Source organism: Terriglobales bacterium, assembly GCA_035937135.1.
Classification (GTDB): Bacteria; Acidobacteriota; Terriglobia; order Terriglobales; family Acidobacteriaceae; genus DASYVL01.
Genome location: DASYVL010000056.1, coordinates 1 through 20,572 on the forward strand (window position 1 = coordinate 1; position 20,572 = coordinate 20,572).

Sequence of the window (20,572 nt, forward strand, 5' to 3'; positions counted from 1 at the left end):
ACTTCTAAAAGACTTGGGGTTAACGCAGGTCCGGTACCAGGCCAACAAGTGGCGAACGGCGGCGGCTTGTTAGGCGCTCTGCTAAAGGTTGCCGCCAACCAATGAGTTAGCCCCTCAGAGGCTCAAAATGGATAACGATAAGGAGAAAAACAATGGACTCGAGCACGAAGGATGAGATCAAAGGCACCTTTCATGAAGTGAAAGGCGCAGTCAAAAAGAAGGTAGGCCAAGTCACGAACAATCCTGACTTGGAGGCTGAAGGCAAAGCTGAACACAAGGCCGGCAAAGTTAAAAAAAAGGTCGGGCAGGTCAAAAAAGTACTCGGGATGTAAATCAGGCGGGCTCGGTCTGGAGCATGTTCCTGCGCTTATGACCCGGCACGGGCCCCCGGCTCCCCTTCGACTTCGCTCAGGGCTTGCTTCGCTCGGCTGCTGAGCCGCGCTGCCGCGCTACTCAGGAGGACGGCTTTCCACACTCGCATTGGCTTTCTGCCGGTTGCCGGCCGCAGGGTGCCCGCTAGCTCTTAGGCAGCGTGGGAATCGGCGGCCAGGAGAGGGCACTGCCCTGGAAAAGGGCGACGCAATCCTCGGTGCGCTTTTCCCCGTCGTGGACGGCGAAGTTGCGCGGCTTTCCGCTCGAGCTGTGGCCCCACAGGGAGACGCCGGCGTAGGCGCCGTCGCGCCGCAGGATGTAGAAGATCATGTCCACGAAGCGCAGCCGGGTCATGTCGCCGTTGAAGTTGCGCACGATGCGCTTCAAGGCGTCGAGGCCGGCCTCTTTCGGCTCCATGCCGCGGCGCATGTTCTCGACGACGGTGTGCGCGCCGCAGATCTTGATGTTCTCCTCGCCGCGGCCGGTGGCGCCCGCCGAGCCTACGTCCTGATCGGTCCAGCAGCCGGCGCCGATGATGGCGGAGTCGCCCACGCGCCCGGGAATCTTCCACGCCAGGCCGCAGGTGCTGGTGGCGCCGGATATCTCTCCCTTCTCATTGACCGCGGAGACGTGAATGGTGCCCGTCGGCGGAAAGAGCACGCGCTCGACCGCCTGCTGGCGGAAGGCGGGTTCGATGCCCAGTTGCGCGGCCACCTCTTCTACTTCCTTTTTGCGCTGTTCCAGATGCGCTTGGGGCGGAACCTCGACCGGAGGCTTCCAGTTGGGATCGGAGAGCCCCGGACCCCAGGAGTCCTGGTTGGACATGGTCTCCTTCCACAGCAGCCAGATCTTGCGCGAGCGTTCGGTGAGCAGGTTCTCCCGGGGAAAGCCCTGGGCGAGCGCGAAGCGGGTGGCGCCTTCGCCTACCAGCATCAGGTGGTCGGTGCGCTCCATGACGCGCTTGGCCAGCGCGCCGACGTTCTTGATGTCGTGGACACCGGCCACGGCGCCGGCGCGGCGCGTGGGCCCGTGCATGCAGCAGGCATCGAGCTCGACCACTCCCTCTTCGTTGGGCAGCCCGCCCAGGCCGACCGAGTCGTCCAGCGGATCGTCCTCCTGCACCTTGCACATGAAGAGGCAGGCATCCAGGGTGTCGCCGCCGCGGCGCATCAGCTCGTACGCGCCGTCCATGGACTGCGCCCCGGTGTATTTGGAGATGATGACCGCGCGCTTGGCCGCGGGAAAAGCCGGCGCCGGCTGTTCGGCGGCCGCCAGCGGCGAATCGAGCGAGGCCAGCAATGAGGCCGAGGTCACGGCTCCGGCGGCGGTGACAAAGTCTCTGCGGGTGAGCTTCATGGGGTCCTCCGTTGGGGAGAAGACCAAAGGATAGCTGAGTTGTTCTAGAAACGTTCTCGAAAAATAATCCGCTGTTGGTAGCCATCTCGTCGCTGCTACTTCCCAGAACGAATGTCATCCTGAGCGAGCCGCAAGCGCATGCGCAGCGGCGAGTCGAAGGACCCCTAAAGCGTTGGACAACCAATGCAGTTGCAAAGGCATTTCTACGAGAGCAGCCCAAAGCCTGCGATGCATCGTGAGAATGTCCTAGAGTCGCATCGTGATACGAACGGGGTAGGGGTCCTTCGACTCGGCCGTCATTTGCATTCCTCCCTCGCTCAGGATGACAGCTCTCTGGAGGGTTGCGCGCGTTCAAGCGGAGCGCGCGGAGCGAGATCCTAGACGGCGACGGTGAAAGTGGTTTCGGTGCGGGTGACGGGGCGGTAGAGAGTGTCGCGCTCGATGGGCTCGCGGCCGGCTTCGCGGATCAGGCGGATGAGCTGGTCGCGGCGCAGGCCCTGGGGCGTGGTGGCGCCGGCGTCGTGGTAGATCTTCTCCTCGATGACAGTGCCGTCGATGTCGTCGGCGCCGAAGCGCAGCGTGATCTGCGCGATCTTGGGCGTCACCATCTGCCAGTAGGACTTCACGTGCGGGAAGTTGTCCAGCACCAGGCGGCCGATGGCGATGTTCTTCACGTCGTCCATGCCCGTGGTGGTGGACAGGTGCTTGAGCGCGGTGTGCTCGGGATGGAAGGCCAGCGGGATGTAGGTCTGGAACCCAGAGGTCTCGTCCTGCAGTTGGCGCAGCTTGAGTAGATGGTCCACGCGGTCTTCGTCGTTCTCCACGTGCCCGTAGAGCATGGTGGCGTTCGACCGCAGGCCGATCTGGTGAGCGGTGCGCGCCGTCTCCAGCCACTCGTCGCCCGAGATCTTGTGGTCGCAGATGACGCGGCGCACGCGCTCGATGAAGATCTCCGCGCCGCCGCCGGGGAGCGATTCCACCCCCGCCGCCTTCATTTGCTCCAGGGTCTCGCGGATGGAGAGCTTGGCCCGCCGGGCCAGATACGCCACCTCCACCATGGTGAAGGCCTTCAGATGCACCTGCGGGAAGCGCTGCTTGAGGCCGGAGATGAGGTCGAGAAAGTACTGGAAGGGCAGGTCGGGATGCAGTCCGCCGACGATGTGGAACTCCGTGATGGCTTCCGTGTAGCCGGTGGCGGCGGTTTCAAAGGCTTCCTCGAGCGCCATGGTGTAGGCGCCGGGAGCGTCCTTCTTGCGGCCGAAGGCGCACAGGCGGCAGGCGGCCACGCACACGTTGGTGGGATTGATGTGGCGGTTGACGTTGAAGTAGGCCACGTTGCCGTGCATCCGTTCGCGCACGTGATTGGCCAGCCAGCCCAGGGCGAGGACGTCGTGAGAGCGGAAGAGGGCGAGGGCGTCGGCGGCGTCGAGACGCTGTGCCGCCGTCACCTTTTCGGCGATGGGGTTAAGGCGTGGGTCGTCGCTCTGAAAGGCGTGGGTCTGGAAGGCGTGGGACATGCGCAGCAACGATGATACCGCAGGGTGCGGCCCGGTCAGCACACGGAGGCTGTTCTTAGATTCTAAACGCGGTGAAAGGTTCGAAAGCACCGCCAAATGAAAAGCCGGAGCTCGCGCTCCGGCTTTCCCCCGAGTTCTTCGTGGAGGCTACAGACGTGTGACGTTCGCGGCCTGCAGGCCCTTGGGGCCCTGCTGGACCTCGAATTCCACCGCGTCCCCTTCATTCAGCGTGCGGTAGCCATCGGCCTGGATGGCGGAGAAGTGGACAAACACGTCCCCTCCCGACTCCCGCTGGATGAAGCCGTAACCCTTTGTAGCGTTGAACCACTTCACGGTTCCTTTTTCCTTCATGTGGTGCGCCGGCTCCTTGTGGAAGCGATCTGGGTCCCGGAAAGCGGTCCCAACCCCCGAAAACGAAAATCCCCGGAGGCCTGCCGGCCCTCGGGGACACCCTTCGTCAGGTATCAGAACGGTCCTTCACTTGCCGAAACTCAAGCTGATTTATGGCTGAGGCGGCGGACTCTTGTCAAGTATTTATGGAGACGGCGGCACTACCCCTGGCGCAGGAGCAGGTCGCCGGCCACGAAGGCCAGGAAGACCACCGAGATCACCCCATTCATGGTGAAAAAGGCGGCGTTCAAGCGACTGAGGTCGTTGGGCGCGACCAGGGAGTGCTCGTAGGTGAGGAGCAGAGCGACGACCAAGACCCCGGCGGCGGCCACGATGCCCAGGCCAAAGGCGAAAACCACTGCTCCCAGCAGCGCCAGCATGAGGACGTGCAGGGCGCGAGCGATGGTGAGGGCGCGGGCGATGCCGAAGGCCTTGGGAATGGAGTAGAGGCCGGCGCGCAGGTCGAAGTCGTAGTCCTGGCAAGCATAGAGGATGTCGAAGCCGGCCACCCAGAGGGTGACGGCGGCGGTCAGCAGCAAGATGCGCGGGTCGAGCGAGCCGCGCACGGCGATCCAGGCGGCGGCCGGGGCCATGCCCAGGGCGAATCCCAGCGCCATGTGCGAGCAGCGGGTGAAGCGCTTGGTGTAGGAGTAGAGCAGGAGCACGGCGACTGCCACTGGCGAAAGCATCAGGGCCAGGCGGTTGAGTTGCGAGGCCGCCAGCACCAGCACCGCGCAGGCGAGGACGACGAAGCCAGCGACGAATCCGCGGGAGAGCGTGCCCGCCGGCAGGGCGCGGGAGGCGGTGCGGGGGTTGGCAGCGTCGAAGGCGGCGTCGGCCAGGCGGTTGAAAGCCATGGCCGCGGAGCGCGCCGCCACCATGGCCACGATGATCCACGCCAGGGTGCGCCCGGGAGGCCATCCCCCGCCGGCCAGCATCGCGCCCAAAAGCGCGAAGGGGAGCGCGAAGACCGAGTGCTCCCACTTGATCATTTCCAGGGTGACGCCGATGCTGCGCAGCAAGGCCACGCAGGGATTGTAGCGCCCGGCTATAGACCGCGGGCGTGGGCTAGGTGCCCACGCCCGCCACAGCCGCCGGAGAGGCGGCGCTACGTCAGTAGGCCATGTCCTTGCCGACCACCAGTCGGTTCTCCACGCTGAAGGCACCGGAGACCCCACGCGCGCGAATCTCAGCCACCTGGCTGTCCATGGGGCTGGACACCACTCCGTAGAGGGTGATGTGACCGTTCTGGACCACGATGCGGATGGGCGCGCCGGGATCGTTAGCGTAGCGGCTCAGCACCGAGTCGCCATAGATGGCGCGAGCGGCGCTGAGGCGCAGGTCGTCGTCAAAGATGGAGGTGGGCAGGAGTTGGATCTGGTTCACCATGCCGCGCACTCCCTTTTCGTTCTCCGTGACCGCCACGGCGTAGTCGCGCGAACTCTCGTTGCGCACCTGGCCGCCCAGGGTCACCACACCGTCCCGCACCGTCAGGGTCAAGTGGTTGAACATGTTGCCGGTGCCATAGCGGTCGGAGTAACCCGAGGGGTCGTAGGCCAGTTTGCGCGCCAGGCGCTGCGCCAGCTCCGCGTCCGAGAGGTTCTCCGTCCGCACCGCGATCAGGTTGCGAACGTCGGCCACGTTCTTGACCCTGGCGGCCTTCTTCTCCGCCTTGGACTTGTCGGCGTAGCGAGAGACGCTGCCGGTCAGGGTGACCGCGCCGTCCTCGACGGTGGCGCGAACGTTATTCAGCTTGATGTCGCCTTGAAGTTTCTTGTTGACCTCTGCCGCGATCACTTTGTCGTAGCGCCCGCCCGCCACCCGGTCGGCCGGATAAGCCAGAACCGGCAGCGCCAATGCCGCTAAGGTCATGATTACAAGCACGTTCCTTAAAATCCTAGCTCCCATACTTCCCTCCCGCAGATTTTAACTGTTTGGTTAATTAGATGAGGGAAGCGGCCGCGGAGTTGTAGCCTATTCCCAGCCCGAGGGGAAGCCTTCTCGCCCGATGAGGGGCACGAAGCGGCAGGCGTCCAGGCGAGTGATGAGGGGCTGGCCCTGCTCTTTGCGCACCAGCTCCAGCTCCTGGCCCTGGGCGAAGCCCACGGGGACGATCATGCGGCCGCCCTCCGCCAGTTGGTCGAGCAGCGGTGGCGGGAGTTTGGGCGCCGCGGCGGAGACCAGGATGACGTCGAAGGGAGCGGCGGCAGGCCAGCCTTCCGTTCCGTCGCCGACCACCACCTTGACGGCCGTGTATCCCAGGCGCGCGAGTGTTTCCCGGGCGCGCTCGGCAAGCGGCGCGTGGCGCTCGATGCTATAGACCTTCCCTGCCAGCTCCGCCAGGAGCGCGGTCTGATATCCCGAACCGGTGCCGATCTCGAGCACGCTGTCGGAGGGCTGGATCTCGAGGGCCTCGAGCATGGCGGCCACGATGTAGGGCTGGGAGACGGTCTGGCCGTGGCCGATGGGCAGAGGGCGGTCCTCGTAGGCTTCCCTTTGGGACTCCGGCCCGAGGAACTCGTGCCGGGGGACGCGCTCCATGGCGGCGAGCACGCGCGGGTCGCGGATGCCGCGGCCGCGCAGTTGCAACTCCACCATGGCTACGCGCTGGATGTGGAAGGGATCGGAAATCTGCTGTGCTGATCCTGAATCCATGAGAGTGCCGGGTAACGGCGGCTCCGCGGCGGTTCGACTCAATCCTTATAAGTTCGACTCAATCCTTATAATACGAGCAGGAAGCACTATGCCGACCAACTGGGAGGAGCGCTACTCGCGCCAGGTGCTGTTTGCGGGCATCGGAGCGGAGGGACAGCGGCGGCTGGCGGCGGCGCGAGTGGTAGTAGTGGGCTGCGGCGCCACCGGCTCGGCGGCGGCGGCGCTCTTGGCGCGCGCCGGCGTGGGCACGCTGCGCATCCTCGACCGCGACTACGTGGAAGCCAGCAACCTGCAGCGGCAGTCGCTCTTCGACGAGGCCGACGCCACCGAATCGCTCCCCAAGGCCATTGCCGCCGCGCGGAAGATCGCCGCCTTTAACTCTCAGATCGTGGTGGAGCCGGGGGTCGCAGACCTGACTCCCGCCAACATCGACCATTTGCTGGTCGGCGCCCAGCTCATCCTCGACGGCACCGACAACTTCGAGACCCGCTACCTCATCAACGATTACGCGGTGAAGGCGGGTACCCCATGGATCTACGGCGCGGCGGTCGGCAGCTACGGCGTGACCATGAACATCCTGCCAAGCGAGACGGCGTGTTTGACCTGCCTCTTCCCCGAACCGCCACGCGGTACGGTCGAGACCTGCGACACGGCTGGCATCCTGAATTCCGTCGCGCACTCTGTGGCCTCGGTGCAGGCGACGGAAGCGCTCAAGCTGCTGGTGGGAGCAAAGGACAAGTTGCGCCGCACGCTGCTTTCCTGGGACGCGTGGAACAACGCGCGTTCGGAGGTTTCGGCGGAGAAGCCGCGCCCCGACTGCCGCACCTGCGGCGCGCGCGAGTTCCCTCACCTGGCGGGCGAAGGACGGCCGCACATCACGCTCTGCGGGCGCAATTCGGTCCAGATCCACGAGCGCCAGCGGCCCGTGGACTTCGCCGAGACCAGCCGCCGCCTCGAACCCCACGGGCGGGTTCGCCACAATGAGTTCGTGCTCAAGTTCTGGCACGAGGCTTACGAGATGACCGTCTTCCCCGACGGCCGCGCCATCATCAAAGGCACCACCGACCCGGCGGCGGCGCGCAGCTTCTACGCCCGCTACATCGGGTCGTAGCTCGGGCGGAGGATTTCCCGCCCATCCGGGCGGCGATTCTGCTATCTTTTCTCTCGCTTTGGGCCTAAAAGCGTTGTCTTGTCGCACCACCGCATCACAGGACTGACCTATGAGCGAGACCGGTTCGCAGGTGGTCACAGGACAGAAACCGCCGCCGCCGCGCAGCTTGCGCTGGGTAGTGCTGGTTGCCATCAGCCTGGCCATGTTCGGCAACTACTACGTCTACGACGCCATCGGCCCGCTGGCGGACGTGCTCAAATCGCAGCTCGGCTTCTCCGACGCCAACATCGGCCTGCTACAGGCCATCTACAGCATCCCCAACGTCTTCATGGTGCTGATCGGCGGGGTGATCGTGGACCGCATCGGCACGCGCAAGTCCATCTTCATCTTCGGGACGCTGTGCCTGGTGGGGGCGGGAATCACCGTCATCTCGGGAACGCTGCCCATGATGGCGGCGGGCCGGCTGGTGTTCGGATTGGGGGCGGAATCGCTGATCGTCGCCGTGACCACGGCCTGCGCCAAATGGTTCCGCGGCAAGGAACTGAGCTTCGCCTTCGGCATCAACCTGATGATCGCGCGCGCCGGCACCTGGCTGGCGCAGAACTCGCCCACCTGGGCCAAGGGCGCCTACCAAAGCTGGCGCACTCCGCTGGTGATCGCTGTGGGCTTCGCCACCCTGTGTGTGGTCGGGGCGGTGGTGTACTGGCTGCTTGAGATCTACGCGGAGAAACGCTTCGAGCTGGGACAGGCGGGCGAGACCGATAAGGTGGTGTTCGCCGACCTATTCCGCTTCGGCAAGTCCTACTGGTACATCGTGGCCCTGTGCATCACGTTCTACTCCGGCATCTTCCCCTTCGAGACCTTCGCGGTGAAGTTCTTCATGGAAGCGCACGGCACCAGCCGGGAGTTGGGCGGATTCCTGATCAGCATCCTCACCGCCTTCACTATGTTCGGCACTCCGGCGTTCGGGCTGCTGGCCGACAAGGTGGGCAAGCGCGCCCTGTTGATGATGTTTGGCTCGGTGCTGCTGATCCCCGTCTATCTGATGATGGGTCATACCCACATCACCCTCTATGTTCCCATGGCCATGATGGGCATCGCCTTCTCGCTGATCCCGGCTGTGATGTGGCCCTCGGTGGCTTACATCGTGGGACAGAGCAAGCTGGGCACAGCCTACGGGCTGATGACCATGATCCAGAACATCGGGCTGGCGGGCTTCAATCTGCTCATCGGTTGGGCCAATGACCACGCCGGCGCCAGCGCCCAGAATCCCGAGGGATACCAGCTGGGCATGTGGATCTTCTCCATTCTGGGCCTGGTGGGATTGACGTTCGCCTTCCTGCTGCGCCAGAGCGAGAGCGGCCCGGGGGCGCACGGGCTGGAGACCATCACCGCCGGGAGCAGTTGAAGCGGCGCGCTGCACACCAAAGCTAGTCGCAGCACACGTCGCCGCGAAGCGCGTCGATGCCCTCTTTGGCAATGATGGGGACCATCACCAGGGCGGCGACCGGGTCGGCCCACCAAAGGCCGAAGGCGGCGTTCAGAAGCAATCCCGCGAGCAGGATGGCGGAGAGATAGGTGCAGAACTCGGTCTGGCGGGCGTCGGCATGCATGGCTGCGCTTTGCAACCCCCGGCCCACCTTGCGCTTGGCGCGCGAGAGCAAGGGCATCACAATCAACGAAACGCACGCCAGGATAATTCCAAGAAGGCTTTGTTCCGGTGCTCGGCGCCGAAGCAGGTCGGCGGCCCCTTCGTAGCTCATATACGCGGACAGCAAGAGAAAACATCCGCCGACAATCTTGAGCGCTACCTTTTCAATCCGCTCGCGGCGGCGTTCGTCGGCCTCGGCAGACATGCGCCACAGCAGCGCCCCACCCGAGGTCACCTCGATGAAACTGTCGAAGCCAAAGCCGACAAGGGAGATGCTCCCCGCCATGGCACCGGCGATTACGGCTACGATCCCTTCCAGGCTGTTCCATACCAGGGTGAAGTACTCCAGGCGCTTGCCGCGCTGGGCCAGCGCCTGACGGTCGAGCACCAAGTCGGCCATGGGACGAGCATATCAGGCCCGCGGCGCAGGAGCCCGGTGCATGGTCCTCTCCTGCCGTTGGCACTTATGGTGTCAATCCACCGCCATCAAGATGGCCGTCGGCTGCGTGCGCGTTCTGATGGCCGTGTGCGTGATGGATTTCGCCTGATTCGCCGACTGGATCGACATGGATCACGGCTCGCTCAAGGAACTGGAGGTTGTGCATCAGTTGGTGATGAACCTCATTTGCAATGGAGTGGGCCTGTACGACTGTAAGCTGTCCCTCAACGGCGATGTTGACTTCAGCGTGCATCCGGTGCCCGATCCACCGCGCGCGTACTTCCGTAACATCCTCCACTCCGTGCACTTCGTGAGCGGTCTGTCGTATTTGGTCCACCACATCCGGCTCCACGCCATCCAAGGCCCTCGTAAGCACGGCCTTTAGGGAGTCCCAGACGATGAACAAAATGGCGATTGTGATTCCCATTCCAACAATGGGATCCGCGATTGGATACCCGAGCCACACACCGGTTGCTCCGAAAAGAACTGCGAGGCTTGTCCAGCCATCGGTGCGCGCGTGGTATCCGTCCGCAATCAGGGCCGCACTTCCAATCTCTTTTCCCACTCTGATACGAAAGACCGCAACCCCTTCATTGCCCAGGAAGCCGATGACGGCGGCGACGGCGACCGCCCAAAGATGACTCACCTTCTGGGGATGAATCAGGCGCTGGATGGACTCGTATCCCGCAACCACCGCGCTGGCGAAGATGATGAGAACCACGAGCATGCCCGCCAGATCCTCAACGCGGCCGTAGCCGAACGGGAAGCGCTTCGTCGGCTTCAGCCTCGCAAACAGGAACGCTATTCCAAGCGGAATCGCAGTAGCGGCATCACCGAGATTGTGGATGGTATCGGCCAGCAGACTAATGCTTCCCGAAACGAAGACGACGACGACCTGGAGAACAGCCGTTATAAACAGCGCTACGAATGACCATTTGATCGCCCACAGCCCTCGTTCCGAACTCGCAATAGTTGCGTCAACAACCCCATGTGTATGGCCATGAGATCCACCCTCGTGTCGATGACTGGCATCGTGGCCATGTTTGTGGTTCATGCTCCCCCCAGATTTGAATATCGGAAGCGGGCTCATTGACGGCGGGCCACTCTTCAGCCATCCAAGCCGCAAACTCGCCACCGAAACCAGGCCATTTTAGGGGTCTTTGACGGGAGCAGCCAGCAATTCCTACCGCGCCAGGTTTCGGTTACACTCAGGCTTGCCATACACAGGCCCCTATCCATACAACACAAAGCCACTTAGCCGCATCTGGATAGATGCGGCCCTAAAAAGGCCACTTGACCCCAGCCAAGAAAACAACAGTCTCCGGACTTTCGGAAGCAGAGGCGATTGACGGGGCCAAAAAAGGGGATGCAAGGTCGTTCGATGCGTTGTACGACCTGCATAAGCGGCGGGTGTACTCACTATGCCTGAGGATGACAGGCAACGTAGCCGAAGCGGAAGATCTGACACAGGAAGCCTTCCTGCAGCTTTACCGCAAGGTGGCGACCTTCCGCGGCGAATCGGCGTTCTCCACCTGGCTGCATCGGCTGTCGGTGAACGTAGTGCTGATGCACCTGCGCAAGAAGGGCCTGTCCGAGGTCTCCCTGGAGCAGACGCTGGACCCCGAACCGGACGAGGGTCCAAAGCGAGAGTTCGGGACGGCGGACCTGGCCCTGAAAGGGGTGGTCGACCGGGTGAACTTGGAGCGGGCCATCGCCAGCCTGTCGCCGGGCTACCGCACGATTTTCGTGCTGCATGACGTGGAAGGGTATGAGCACAACGAGATCGCGGAGATGCTGGGATGCTCGATCGGCAACAGCAAGTCGCAGCTGCACAAGGCACGGCTGAAGCTGCGCGAGATTCTGCGGCTGGATAGAGCTGAGAAGGCCCCGCGGCACTGATGCCGGAGCGGGAAGAAGTGGAAGAGAGGAAGTTAAGATGAACTGCACGGAGTTTCAAAACGCGCTGCCCGACTTCATCGATGGCGGAGCTGCACCGGAGGCCGACGGGCACCTGAAGTCCTGCGCCGCCTGCGCCGGGCTGGTGGCTGACCTGAAGGAGATCGCCGGGCAGGCGCACCTGCTGGCGGCCTCTGACGAGCCCGGCCCGCAGGTGTGGTCGAGAATCGAAGCATCTCTGGAGCTCGAGGGCCTGGTGCGCGTACAAGCGCCAGCGCCGCGCCGCGCCCTCTGGTGGGGCGCGGGACAGAACCGCTGGGCGGTTCCCGCCTGGGCGGGCGCCGTGGCCGCGCTGCTGCTGCTGGCCTTCGGAATGAACACGCTGCGTCAGCCTACGACTCCGCCGGCCGGGGTGGCCGTGGTCAAGCCGGCAGCCCTGGTGGATGACGACGATATGAAATTTCTGGCGGCCGTCGAGGAGCGCGCACCCAGCAAGGGCGCCGCGCGCTATAAGGTGCACCTGGAGGCGGTGAACGCCTCCATCCGCGACGCCAAGCGCTCGGTGGAGCAGGATCCGCGGAACGAGTTGGCGCGTGAGCGTTTGATCCAGGCTTACGATCAGAAGAGCGCTTTGTACGAGATGGCAATGGCGAGGTCGATGCAGTAATCTGTACCACGCAACAACACCCTTACAGGGGATGGTAGGAAGCATGGGACGCGAGAATCAAAACAGGAAGCTGGCCTGGCTGCTAGTCGCCGGATGGGCGGGACTCACCTTGGCGGGCGCGCAGACCAAAGAGCTGCAGTACCTGGCCGCACCCGGCGCCTCGGTTTCCCTCACCAACGATATCGGCCCAGTCACCGTCCGCTATGCCGAGGGCCACAAGATCGTGGTCAAGAGCAAGGCCAACTCCAACAAGGTCGAGGTGGACGCCGAGCAGAAAGGCAACCGCTTTGAGATCCGCACTCACATCCTGCAGCCGGGCTCCGAGGAGGAACAGAAGGTGGAGTACGAGATCTTTCTCCCGGCCAAGGTCGGGATCACCGTACGCGCCAACACCGGCCCCATCCGGGTGAAAGGCCTGCGCGGCTCCGAAGTGATCCTGGAAGGGGACTCCTCTCCCGTGGAGGTGCACGAGGTGGACGCGGGCGGGCAGCACCTGCACGTGCGCACGGTAAGCGGAACCATCACGCTGGGCAACGTCTCCAGCGCCCACCTGGAGGTCCGCTCCTTGAGCGGCGACGTGTCGTTGGAGAACGTTTCCGGCCCCAAGGTGCAGGTGACCACCACCCAGGGCGACATCCGCTACCAGGGCGAGTTCGGTTCCAACGGCGAGTACTCACTCATCAGCCATTCGGGAGACATCGACGTGGCGCTGCCCGAGGGCGCTTCTGTGGACATGATGGCGGAGTCGGTCGAGGGCTCGGCGGACAATGATTTCCCCCTGCAGCGCAAACAGCACTCCTCCTTCCTCCCGCACAAAGGACGTTCCTTCTCAGGTACTTCCCACTCCGGTTCCTCCAGCGTCCAGCTCAGTTCCTTCAGTGGTAAAATCCGCGTCAAGAAGCAGTAACGGAACGGGCGTCGCCGCTGGCCGCTCCCCGCACATGGAGCAAAAAGGATCACCGCGAGCCGTGTTCCTCGTGGGCTTCATGGGCGCGGGCAAGAGCCGCGTCGGCCGCGCCCTGGCCCGGCGACTGGGCTGGCGTTTCGTGGATCTCGACCGCCGGGTGGAAGCGCACGCGGGCCGCTCCATCGCGCGGATGTTTCGGGAGTCGGGCGAAGCCGCCTTCCGCCAGGCCGAAACGGCGGGATTGAAGCGATTGCTGGGCGAGCTCAAGGACTCGTCGGGAACCGTGGTGGCGCTGGGCGGCGGGGTTTCGGCGCAGGCAGAAAACCGAAGGCTGTTGCGGGGAGCGCAGACGGTGTTTCTGGATGTTCCCGCGGGAACGCTGTGGGAGCGCTGCCGCGGGGAACGCGGGAAGCGGCCTCTGGTAGAGGACGAGGCAAGTTTTCTGCGGCTGTATGACTCCCGGCGTCCGCACTACGCGGCCGCGGGGATGCGGGTGGAAGCGGCGGACCGCAGCGCCAAGGAGCTGGCGGCGGAGATCGTCGAAAAACTGGGATTCACTCAAGGAAGCACAACCGGGAAACGGGAGAGATTGTGAAGAGATTCCGTGTGGCAGTGGTGGTGGCGGCGCTGGCGCTGGCGGTGCCGAGCATGGACGCGGGCAAGAAAGACAAGTCCGAGAAAGCCGGCGAGATCGTGGACTCCGGTTCCTTCGGCGTCTTCGTGGACGGCAAGCGCGTGGCCACGGAGAAATTCAAGGTCGAGAAGCGTGAGGACGGGAGCGTCGCCAGTTCGGAGCTGACCGTGGACGGCGGCAACCAGAAAGCTAGCCAGACGTCAGAGCTGCGCCTCTCGTCCAGCGGCGACCTGCAGAGCTATTCCTGGAAGGAACAGAGCCCGGGCAAGGGCGAGATCACGGTCGCGCCCAAGGAAACGTTCTTGATGGAGTCCATCACTCCGAATCCGGCGGAAAAGACGCAGGAGGTGCCTTTCTTCTCGCCCCGTTCCACCGCGATTCTGGACGACAATTTCTTCACCCACAGGGAATTGCTCACCTGGCGCTATCTGGGAGCAGGGTGCCGCCAGGGTCTGGGGCAGACCACCTGCCGCCCCCCGAAAATGACGTTTGGAGCCATCGTCCCGCGCCAGGGCACCTTCATCACCGTCACCTTGGAGTACCTCGGGCGAGAGACAGTGAAGGTGGGCGGAGCGGAGCGCGAGTTGAACCGCTTCAACCTGGCTAGCGAAGGCATGGACTGGGCGCTCTGGCTGGACGACCAGCACAAACTGGTCCGCATCCTGATCACCGCCGATAACACCGAAGTCGTTCGGGACTGACCGCCGACCCCGCCCAAGACCTTCCGCGACCTCTTCTCTGGCCTACACCTTCACGTTGCGCAGGAACTCGGCCGCCACTTCCGGGAGCATGGTGTTGATGAACATGCCGGAGCCCAGCTCGAAGCCGGCCACGCGCGTGAGCCGCGGGATGATGCTCAGATACCAGTGGTAGTAGGTGACGCCGGCGCTCTCATGCGGCGCGGTGCGGATGGTGTAGTTGAAGTCGGGATTGTCGAGGCCGTGGTAGAGCTTGGCCAGGACGCTGCGCAGCACGTGGGCCAGGCCCTCTATCTCCGGCTGGCTGATGGCTCCGAAGCTGGCCATGTGCCGCCGCGGGAAGATGTGGGTACAGAAGGGCGTGGGCGAGGCAAAGGGTTCCAGGGCCACAAAATGTTCTGTGACCAAAACAATGCGCACCGGATCGGCGAACTCCTCCTGCAGGATCTCGCAGAACATGCACTCACCGAACTCGTCGAAGTGGCGCAGGGCTTCGGTCAGCCGCCCGCGCACCTGGGAAGAGATCACCGGGCTGGCAATCATCTGGGAGTGGGGATGCTCCAGGCTGGTGCCGGCGGCGATTCCGTGGTTCTTGAAGATGATGACGTGAGCCACGCGCGAGTCGGCGCTGGCCGCCTCGAAGCGCGCCTTGTAGGAGCGCAGGATGTCCGCCACCTGAGAATCGCTCAGCAGGGCGGTGGTCAGCGAGTGGTCCGGCGTCTCCACGATGACGTCGTGGATGCCCACGCCGTTGATGGTGCGCCGCGAGCGCACGATCTTGCGCGTGGGCTGCCCTTCGCGAGCGAGCGCGGCGAACTTGTTGGGAAGCACCCGCACCCGCCAGTCTCCTTCCGTGCTCGCGGGCATGCGCCACACCTCAGGCGGGGCCAGGGCTTCGTTCCCTGGACAGAAGGGGCAGGTTGGGACGTAGGTCGGCAATGGCTTGGCGTCGCGCTTGACCTTGAGTTCCTCCGGGCGCTTGGCGCGCTCGGTGGCGACGATCACCCACTCCTTGGTGAAGCGGTTCTGGCGTAGCTCCGGCATCGGCGCGCCTTCCCTTCTCTGGACCTGGCTGGAATCCGGGGAGCATACCAGATTCAGCCGGGAGACTCCCAGCCAGAGACGGCTGGGCCGCACCGTCCGCGCGAAACCAGTGGTGTAAAATCCGAGGATTGCGATGAATGACGGGAAAATCCCGGTCGGGATCCTGGGCGCCACGGGCACCGTGGGCCAGCGCATGGTGCAGTTGCTGGAGCGCCATCCCTGGTTCGAGGTGGCCTGGCTGGGAGCCTCGGAGCGCTCCGTGGGGCAGACCTACGCCGAAGCCACGCGCTGGCGATTGAAGACTCCCATCCCCGTCCATGTCGCGGCGCTGAAGGTCTCGGAGCCGAACCCGGAGAACGCCCCCCAGGTGGTCTTTGCCGCTCTCGACGCCGCGGTGGCGCAGAAGTTGGAGCCGCACTTTGCGGCTGCCGGACACGCCCTCATCTCCAACTCCAGCGCCTTCCGCATGCAGCCTGACGTGCCGCTGGTGATCCCCGAGGTCAATCCCGACCACCTACGCGTGCTCGAATGCCAGTCCTGGCGCAAGAAGTCCGGCGGGTTTCTGGTGACCAATTCCAACTGCTCGGCCATGGGGCTCACGCTGGCGCTGGCGCCACTCCACCAGCGCTTTGGAGTGGAACAGGTCTTCGTGGTCACCATGCAGGCGGTGAGCGGCGCGGGATACCCGGGCGTGGCGTCGCTGGACATCCTGGGCAACGTGATTCCCTACATCGCGCGCGAAGAAGAGAAGATGGAATCGGAGACGCGCAAGATGCTGGGCCGGGTGGGCGACTCGAGCATCGAGCCGGCGGAGTTCGTGATCAGCGCGCAGTGCAACCGCGTGGCGGTGGAGGACGGGCACACGGAATCGGTCTCGGTGAAGCTCAAGAAGCCGGCCACGGCGGAGGAGATCATCTCGGCGTGGCAGGGCTTCCGCGGGCTGCCGCAGGAGCTGCGCCTGCCCAGCGCCCCCGAATCTCCGCTTTTTTACGACCCGGCGCCCGACCGGCCGCAGCCGCGGCTGGACGTGGAGCGGGGCGCGGGCATGTCGGCGACCCTGGGCCGCTTGCGGCCCTGCAATCTGCTGGACTGGAAGTTCACCGTGCTCTCCCACAACACCATCCGCGGAGCCGCGGGCGCGGCCCTGCTCAATGCTGAACTCCTGAAAGCGCAGGGATATCTGGGTTGAACCTCCGAAGCGTGGTGCGGCGATGATCGTGATGAAGTTGAGCCGCTTCGCGGGCGTGAGCGCAGCGGGAGCCCCCGGGCGAAATCCTGAGCGGAGCGAAGGATCCCAGTTGCTCTATCGTGGAGGCATTCTGCTTTCGGCCTGGACGGTGTCTCCATGATCGTGATGAAGTTCGGCGGCACTTCGGTGGAGGACGCCGCCGCCATCGAGCGCGCCACTGCCATCGTCAAGGGCCGCGTGGCGGAGCACCCCGTGGTGGTGGTCAGCGCTCTCGCCAAAGTGACCGACCAGTTGCAGGAGATGGGCGAGGCCGCCGGGCGCGGCGACCGCGAGAGCGCACTCCAGCTCGCCCGCTGCCTGCGGGAGCGCCATTACAACGTCGCCGGTGAGCTGCTGGGCACCGGGCTTTTCACCCAGTTCCACGCAGAGCTGGAATCCGACTTCGACTCGCTGGAAGAATTGCTGCGCGGCATCGCCGCTGTCGGCGAGTTGACCCCGCGCATCAGCGACAACGTCCTTTCTTTCGGCGAACTTCTTTCCAGCAAGATCGTGAGTGCTGTCTTTTCCCTGCGCGGGCTGGAGGCCAGCCTGGTGGACGCGCGCGATTGTATCGTCACCGACGCCACCCACGCCCGCGCCACACCGCTCTTTGACGAGATCAACGACCGCCTGCAGCATCAGGTGAAGCCTCTGGTCGAGCGCGGGCGCGTGCCGGTGCTGGGCGGATTCATCGCGGCCACGCGCGAAGGTATCCCCACCACGCTGGGCCGCGGCGGCTCCGACTTCACCGCTGCCATCGTGGGCGCAGGCCTCGGCGCCGAGCGCATCGAGATCTGGACGGACGTGGACGGCATGATGACCACCGACCCGCGACTCTGCCCGGGAGCGCGGCGCATCAAGGTGATGAGTTTTGACGAGGCCGCCGAGCTGGCCTACTTCGGCGCCAAAGTGCTGCATCCCGCCAGCCTGCTTCCCGCCATCCAGAAGAACATCCCGGTGCAGGTGCTGAACTCGCGCAAGCCGAAGAGCGAAGGCACGCGCATCACTGCGCAGGCGCCGAGCTGCCGCAACACCTTCAAGGCCATCGCCGCCAAAGCGCGCATCACCATCGTGGACGTGGCCGCGCCCCGCATGCTGATGGCCCACGGCTTCCTGCGGCAGATCTTCGAGGTCTTCGACCGCCATCGCTGCCCGGTGGACATGGTCTCGACCTCGGAGGTCAGCGTCTCGCTGACCGTGGATTCGAACCATGCCATCCCCGCCATCGCCGCCGACTTGGGCAAGCTGGCGGACGTGAAGTTCACCGGGCGCAAGGCCATCGTCTGCCTGGTGGGCGAGAACCTGCGCAACACACCGGGCATCGCCGCCGGGGTCTTCGGCGCGCTGGGCGACGTGAACGTGCGCATGATTTCCCAGGGCGCTTCGGAGATCAACATCAGCTTCGTCATCGACGAAGAGGACGTGCCCGCCGCCGTCCGGCGGCTGCATGAGAAGTTCTTCGCCGATGTGGATCCCGCGATTTTCGAATAGAGCACAATGAACCTAGTGGTACTGGGCAAGGGGAAGACCGGGTCGCTGGTGGCGGAGGTGGCGCGGGAGCGCGGCCACCAGGTGCGTGCCCTGGGCGCCGCCGACAACGCCAACGCCTTTGCCCTGACTAAAGACGGCCTGCGCGGCGTGGATGTGGTGATTGACTTCACCACGCCCCAGGCAGTGGTCCAGAACATCGAGGCCTGCGCCAAGGCGGGCGCCAGCATGGTGGTGGGGACTACGGGCTGGTCCGCAGAACTCCCGCGGGTGAAGGAGTTGGTGGAGCGCAGCGGCATCGGGTTCCTCTACGCCCCGAATTTTTCCGTTGGGGTCAACGTGCTGTTCGAGATCGCGCGCGCGGCGGGCGCGGCTCTGCGTCACGGCTACGCCGGGCACATCGTGGAGCGCCACCACGAGCAGAAGAAGGACAAGCCCTCGGGCACGGCCGCCAAGATGAAGCAGATCATGGACCAGGCGGGCGGAACGAACCTGGAGATCACCTCCATCCGCGAAGGCGACGTGGTGGGCACGCACGTCATCCTGCTCGATTCGGCGAACGACACCATGATGATCACCCACGACGCCAAGTCGCGCCGCGGCTTCGCCGAGGGCGCGGTCCAGGCGGCCGAGTGGCTGGCGGGCAAGAAGGGTTTTTTTGAATTCAAAGACGTGCTGACAACCGGCTCGTCCAAGTAGAATTCGGTCCTCTTGAAACTCGGAACTGAAAGCTTGAGACTGCCTTTATGAACCTTCGCGGCTGCGGTACCGCTCTTGTGACTCCGTTTCAATCCGATGGCTCGCTCGACAAGCCCGCACTGCGGGCGCTGGTGGAGTGGCAGGTGGCCTCGAAGATCGACTTCCTCGTTCCCTGCGGCACCACCGGGGAGACGCCGACACTGGCTCCGGACGAGATCCGCCAAGTCATTGAAATCACGATAGAAACGGCCGGGGGCAAGGTGCCCATCATGGCCGGGGCAACCTCGAACTCCACACGCGAGGCGGTGGAGAAGGCCAAGGCGGTGGCGCGCATCAAAGGCGTGGACGCCATCCTGACCGCCTCGCCCTACTACAACAAGCCCACGCAGGAGGGCCAGTACCAGCACTTTGCGGCCATCGCCGGAGCGGTGGATAAGCCGCTGGTGCTGTACAACGTCCCCGGACGTACTGGGGCGAACATCGAACCGGCGACGCTGGCACGGCTGGCGGAGATCAAGAACATCATCGCGGTGAAAGAAGCGAGCGGCAGCATCACGCAGATCGCCGAGGTATGCAACGCGGTTCCCGACAGCTTCCTGGTCTTTTCCGGCGACGATGCGTTCACGCTGCCGGTGATCGCCCTGGGCGGAGTGGGGATTATTTCCGTCGCCTCGAACGAGATCCCGAAGGAGATGGCGGAGATGACGCGCGCGGCGCTCGCGAACGACTGGACGACAGCCCGCAAGCTCCACCGCAAGTATCTGGCGCTGATGCAGGCCAACTTTATCGAGTCCAACCCGCTGCCGGTGAAGGCGGTGCTGGCCATGATGGGCAAGATCGGCGAGCATTACCGGCTGCCGCTCGTCCCCATGAAGAAAGAGACGCGCGCCAAGCTGGAAAAGATCGCAGCCGAAGCCGGACTTCTGAAGAGCTAGGTGCAAATGCAGAAACTCAAAGCCAACATCGAGCGGCTGTTCGCGCTGGGCTCGGGCGTGAAGGACGCCAAGGCCGACCTGGCCAAGGCGCAGCGCGTCTTCATCCAGTTCCGCAATGCGCTGGGCCAGGGCAAGATCCGCGCCGCGGAAAAGGTGGACGGCCGCTGGCGCACCAACGTCTGGGTGAAGCAGGGCATCCTGCTGGGGTTCATGATCGGCGAGCTGGCGGAGATGGGCAATCCCCGCGGCCTTTCCTTCGTGGACAAGGGCACATTCCCGCTGAGGCACTTCCGCGTGCGCGACGGCGTGCGCGTGGTCCCCGGAGGCTCGGCGATCCGCAGCGGCGCCTACGTGGCGCCCTCGGTCATCTGCATGCCACCCATGTACATCAACGTGGGCGCCTACGTGGACCAGGGGACGCTGATTGATTCGCACGCGCTGGTGGGCTCCTGCGCGCAGATCGGCAAGCGCGTCCACTTGAGCGCCGGCGCGCAGATCGGCGGCGTGCTGGAGCCGGTGAACGCCACTCCCGTTATCGTTGAGGATGATGCGCTGATCGGCGGCAACTGCGGCGTCTACGAAGGCGCGGTCGTGGGCGCGCGCGCGGTGCTGGGTGCCGGCGTCATCCTCACGCGCTCCACGCCCATCTACGACGCGGTGCGCGGCGAGATCTACCGCGCTTCCGCCGAGCAGCCGCTGACCGTGCCGGAGAACGCCGTGGTCGTTCCTGGCGCGCGCCCTGTGAAGCAGGGCAAGGGGGCGGAGTGGGGCCTTTCGCTGTACACGCCGGTCATCGTCAAGTACCGCGACCAGAAGACGGCGCGCGGCGTCGAGCTGGAAGACTTGCTGCGCTGAACTGCTCCCTCTCGCCGGGCTTAAACCACT

22 protein-coding genes are annotated in these 20,572 nt (G+C 64.5%); 13 read left to right on the forward strand and 9 right to left on the reverse strand.

Annotation, left to right across the window (positions count from 1 at the left end):
• Nucleotides 1-152: 152 nt before the first annotated feature.
• Entirely contained in the window at nt 153-332 is a 180-nt protein-coding gene (locus VGQ94_03580) for a CsbD family protein (protein ID HEV2021588.1), read from the forward strand.
• A 184-nt stretch (nt 333-516) separates the two neighbouring features.
• On the opposite strand, the gene VGQ94_03585 is transcribed toward VGQ94_03580, so the two are convergent.
• The 6 genes from VGQ94_03585 to VGQ94_03610 all read right to left on the reverse strand — a co-directional run bounded on the left by VGQ94_03585 (nt 517) and on the right by VGQ94_03610 (nt 6,290).
• Nucleotides 517-1,728 (reverse strand): N(4)-(beta-N-acetylglucosaminyl)-L-asparaginase, encoded by a 1,212-nt coding sequence (locus tag VGQ94_03585; protein HEV2021589.1) that lies wholly within the window; start codon nt 1,726-1,728, stop codon nt 517-519.
• Nucleotides 1,729-2,105: 377 nt separating this feature from the next.
• Entirely contained in the window at nt 2,106-3,245 is a 1,140-nt protein-coding gene (gene mqnE / locus VGQ94_03590) for an aminofutalosine synthase MqnE (GenBank protein HEV2021590.1), read from the reverse strand.
• 147 nt (nt 3,246-3,392) lie between these two features.
• Nucleotides 3,393-3,596 carry a cold-shock protein gene (locus VGQ94_03595; GenBank protein HEV2021591.1) on the reverse strand — a complete coding sequence of 68 codons (204 nt, stop codon included), beginning with the start codon at nt 3,594-3,596 and terminating at the stop codon, nt 3,393-3,395.
• 200 nt (nt 3,597-3,796) lie between these two features.
• Nucleotides 3,797-4,663, reverse strand: coding sequence for a UbiA-like polyprenyltransferase (locus VGQ94_03600; protein HEV2021592.1), 867 nt, complete (start codon nt 4,661-4,663; stop codon nt 3,797-3,799).
• Between the two features lie 85 nt (nt 4,664-4,748).
• Nucleotides 4,749-5,507: a BON domain-containing protein gene (locus VGQ94_03605; protein HEV2021593.1), complete on the reverse strand. Its 759-nt coding sequence runs from the start codon at nt 5,505-5,507 to the stop codon at nt 4,749-4,751.
• A 102-nt stretch (nt 5,508-5,609) separates the two neighbouring features.
• Nucleotides 5,610-6,290, reverse strand: a complete 681-nt coding sequence (locus VGQ94_03610) for a protein-L-isoaspartate(D-aspartate) O-methyltransferase (GenBank protein HEV2021594.1) — start codon at nt 6,288-6,290, stop codon at nt 5,610-5,612.
• Nucleotides 6,291-6,378: 88 nt separating this feature from the next.
• On the opposite strand from VGQ94_03610, the gene VGQ94_03615 reads away from it, so the two are divergent.
• Both VGQ94_03615 and VGQ94_03620 read left to right on the forward strand, forming a co-directional pair.
• Entirely contained in the window at nt 6,379-7,401 is a 1,023-nt protein-coding gene (locus VGQ94_03615) for a ThiF family adenylyltransferase (GenBank protein ID HEV2021595.1), read from the forward strand.
• A 109-nt stretch (nt 7,402-7,510) separates the two neighbouring features.
• A complete protein-coding gene (locus tag VGQ94_03620) occupies nt 7,511-8,809 on the forward strand; it encodes an MFS transporter (protein ID HEV2021596.1) in 1,299 nt (432 codons plus the stop codon).
• 22 nt (nt 8,810-8,831) lie between these two features.
• Here VGQ94_03620 and VGQ94_03625 read toward each other — a convergent pair whose 3' ends face one another.
• Both VGQ94_03625 and VGQ94_03630 read right to left on the reverse strand, forming a co-directional pair.
• Nucleotides 8,832-9,452, reverse strand: a complete 621-nt coding sequence (locus tag VGQ94_03625; protein HEV2021597.1) for a cation transporter — start codon at nt 9,450-9,452, stop codon at nt 8,832-8,834.
• A gap of 64 nt (nt 9,453-9,516) precedes the next feature.
• Nucleotides 9,517-10,545 carry a cation diffusion facilitator family transporter gene (locus VGQ94_03630; GenBank protein HEV2021598.1) on the reverse strand — a complete coding sequence of 343 codons (1,029 nt, stop codon included), beginning with the start codon at nt 10,543-10,545 and terminating at the stop codon, nt 9,517-9,519.
• 239 nt (nt 10,546-10,784) lie between these two features.
• Here VGQ94_03630 and VGQ94_03635 point away from each other — a divergent pair, with 239 nt between their 5' ends.
• The 5 genes from VGQ94_03635 (at nt 10,785) to VGQ94_03655 (ending at nt 14,296) form a co-directional block, all read left to right on the forward strand.
• A complete protein-coding gene (locus VGQ94_03635) occupies nt 10,785-11,390 on the forward strand; it encodes an RNA polymerase sigma factor (GenBank protein ID HEV2021599.1) in 606 nt (201 codons plus the stop codon).
• 37 nt (nt 11,391-11,427) lie between these two features.
• Complete coding sequence (locus VGQ94_03640) at nt 11,428-12,054, forward strand: hypothetical protein (protein ID HEV2021600.1); 627 nt, start codon at nt 11,428-11,430, stop codon at nt 12,052-12,054.
• 43 nt (nt 12,055-12,097) lie between these two features.
• Complete coding sequence (locus VGQ94_03645) at nt 12,098-12,961, forward strand: DUF4097 family beta strand repeat-containing protein (protein ID HEV2021601.1); 864 nt, start codon at nt 12,098-12,100, stop codon at nt 12,959-12,961.
• A gap of 61 nt (nt 12,962-13,022) precedes the next feature.
• Nucleotides 13,023-13,556: a shikimate kinase gene (locus VGQ94_03650; protein ID HEV2021602.1), complete on the forward strand. Its 534-nt coding sequence runs from the start codon at nt 13,023-13,025 to the stop codon at nt 13,554-13,556.
• The gene (locus VGQ94_03655) at nt 13,553-14,296 is read left to right on the forward strand and encodes a hypothetical protein (protein ID HEV2021603.1); all 744 of its coding nucleotides are present in this window, start codon (nt 13,553-13,555) and stop codon (nt 14,294-14,296) included. Before VGQ94_03650 ends, VGQ94_03655 begins: the two co-directional genes overlap by 4 nt.
• Nucleotides 14,297-14,338: 42 nt before the next feature.
• On the opposite strand, the gene galT is transcribed toward VGQ94_03655, so the two are convergent.
• Nucleotides 14,339-15,337, reverse strand: a complete 999-nt coding sequence (gene galT / locus VGQ94_03660) for a galactose-1-phosphate uridylyltransferase (protein ID HEV2021604.1) — start codon at nt 15,335-15,337, stop codon at nt 14,339-14,341.
• Nucleotides 15,338-15,470: 133 nt separating this feature from the next.
• On the opposite strand from galT, the gene asd reads away from it, so the two are divergent.
• The 5 genes from asd (at nt 15,471) to VGQ94_03685 (ending at nt 20,542) form a co-directional block, all read left to right on the forward strand.
• Nucleotides 15,471-16,526 (forward strand): aspartate-semialdehyde dehydrogenase, encoded by a 1,056-nt coding sequence (asd, locus tag VGQ94_03665; protein HEV2021605.1) that lies wholly within the window; start codon nt 15,471-15,473, stop codon nt 16,524-16,526.
• 156 nt (nt 16,527-16,682) lie between these two features.
• Nucleotides 16,683-18,056 (forward strand): lysine-sensitive aspartokinase 3, encoded by a 1,374-nt coding sequence (lysC, locus tag VGQ94_03670; protein HEV2021606.1) that lies wholly within the window; start codon nt 16,683-16,685, stop codon nt 18,054-18,056.
• A 6-nt stretch (nt 18,057-18,062) separates the two neighbouring features.
• Entirely contained in the window at nt 18,063-18,752 is a 690-nt protein-coding gene (locus VGQ94_03675) for a dihydrodipicolinate reductase C-terminal domain-containing protein (protein HEV2021607.1), read from the forward strand.
• 47 nt (nt 18,753-18,799) lie between these two features.
• Entirely contained in the window at nt 18,800-19,687 is an 888-nt protein-coding gene (dapA, locus tag VGQ94_03680; protein HEV2021608.1) for a 4-hydroxy-tetrahydrodipicolinate synthase, read from the forward strand.
• Nucleotides 19,688-19,693: 6 nt separating this feature from the next.
• Nucleotides 19,694-20,542, forward strand: a complete 849-nt coding sequence (locus VGQ94_03685) for a 2,3,4,5-tetrahydropyridine-2,6-dicarboxylate N-succinyltransferase (protein HEV2021609.1) — start codon at nt 19,694-19,696, stop codon at nt 20,540-20,542.
• Nucleotides 20,543-20,572: the final 30 nt, after the last annotated feature.

Bases quoted from the DNA above. Each gene is read 5' to 3' on its own strand.
- VGQ94_03580 (HEV2021588.1), top strand. From the start codon at position 153: ATGGACTCGAGCACGAAGGATGAGATCAAAGGCACCTTTCATGAAGTG.
- VGQ94_03585 (HEV2021589.1), bottom strand. From the start codon at position 1,728: ATGAAGCTCACCCGCAGAGACTTTGTCACCGCCGCCGGAGCCGTGACC.
- mqnE (HEV2021590.1), bottom strand. From the start codon at position 3,245: ATGTCCCACGCCTTCCAGACCCACGCCTTTCAGAGCGACGACCCACGC.
- VGQ94_03595 (HEV2021591.1), bottom strand. From the start codon at position 3,596: ATGAAGGAAAAAGGAACCGTGAAGTGGTTCAACGCTACAAAGGGTTAC.
- VGQ94_03605 (HEV2021593.1), bottom strand. From the start codon at position 5,507: ATGACCTTAGCGGCATTGGCGCTGCCGGTTCTGGCTTATCCGGCCGAC.
- VGQ94_03610 (HEV2021594.1), bottom strand. From the start codon at position 6,290: ATGGATTCAGGATCAGCACAGCAGATTTCCGATCCCTTCCACATCCAG.
- VGQ94_03615 (HEV2021595.1), top strand. From the start codon at position 6,379: ATGCCGACCAACTGGGAGGAGCGCTACTCGCGCCAGGTGCTGTTTGCG.
- VGQ94_03620 (HEV2021596.1), top strand. From the start codon at position 7,511: ATGAGCGAGACCGGTTCGCAGGTGGTCACAGGACAGAAACCGCCGCCG.
- VGQ94_03625 (HEV2021597.1), bottom strand. From the start codon at position 9,452: ATGGCCGACTTGGTGCTCGACCGTCAGGCGCTGGCCCAGCGCGGCAAG.
- VGQ94_03630 (HEV2021598.1), bottom strand. From the start codon at position 10,545: ATGAACCACAAACATGGCCACGATGCCAGTCATCGACACGAGGGTGGA.
- VGQ94_03640 (HEV2021600.1), top strand. From the start codon at position 11,428: ATGAACTGCACGGAGTTTCAAAACGCGCTGCCCGACTTCATCGATGGC.
- VGQ94_03645 (HEV2021601.1), top strand. From the start codon at position 12,098: ATGGGACGCGAGAATCAAAACAGGAAGCTGGCCTGGCTGCTAGTCGCC.
- galT (HEV2021604.1), bottom strand. From the start codon at position 15,337: ATGCCGGAGCTACGCCAGAACCGCTTCACCAAGGAGTGGGTGATCGTC.
- asd (HEV2021605.1), top strand. From the start codon at position 15,471: ATGAATGACGGGAAAATCCCGGTCGGGATCCTGGGCGCCACGGGCACC.
- lysC (HEV2021606.1), top strand. From the start codon at position 16,683: ATGATCGTGATGAAGTTCGGCGGCACTTCGGTGGAGGACGCCGCCGCC.
- VGQ94_03675 (HEV2021607.1), top strand. From the start codon at position 18,063: ATGAACCTAGTGGTACTGGGCAAGGGGAAGACCGGGTCGCTGGTGGCG.
- dapA (HEV2021608.1), top strand. From the start codon at position 18,800: ATGAACCTTCGCGGCTGCGGTACCGCTCTTGTGACTCCGTTTCAATCC.
- VGQ94_03685 (HEV2021609.1), top strand. From the start codon at position 19,694: ATGCAGAAACTCAAAGCCAACATCGAGCGGCTGTTCGCGCTGGGCTCG.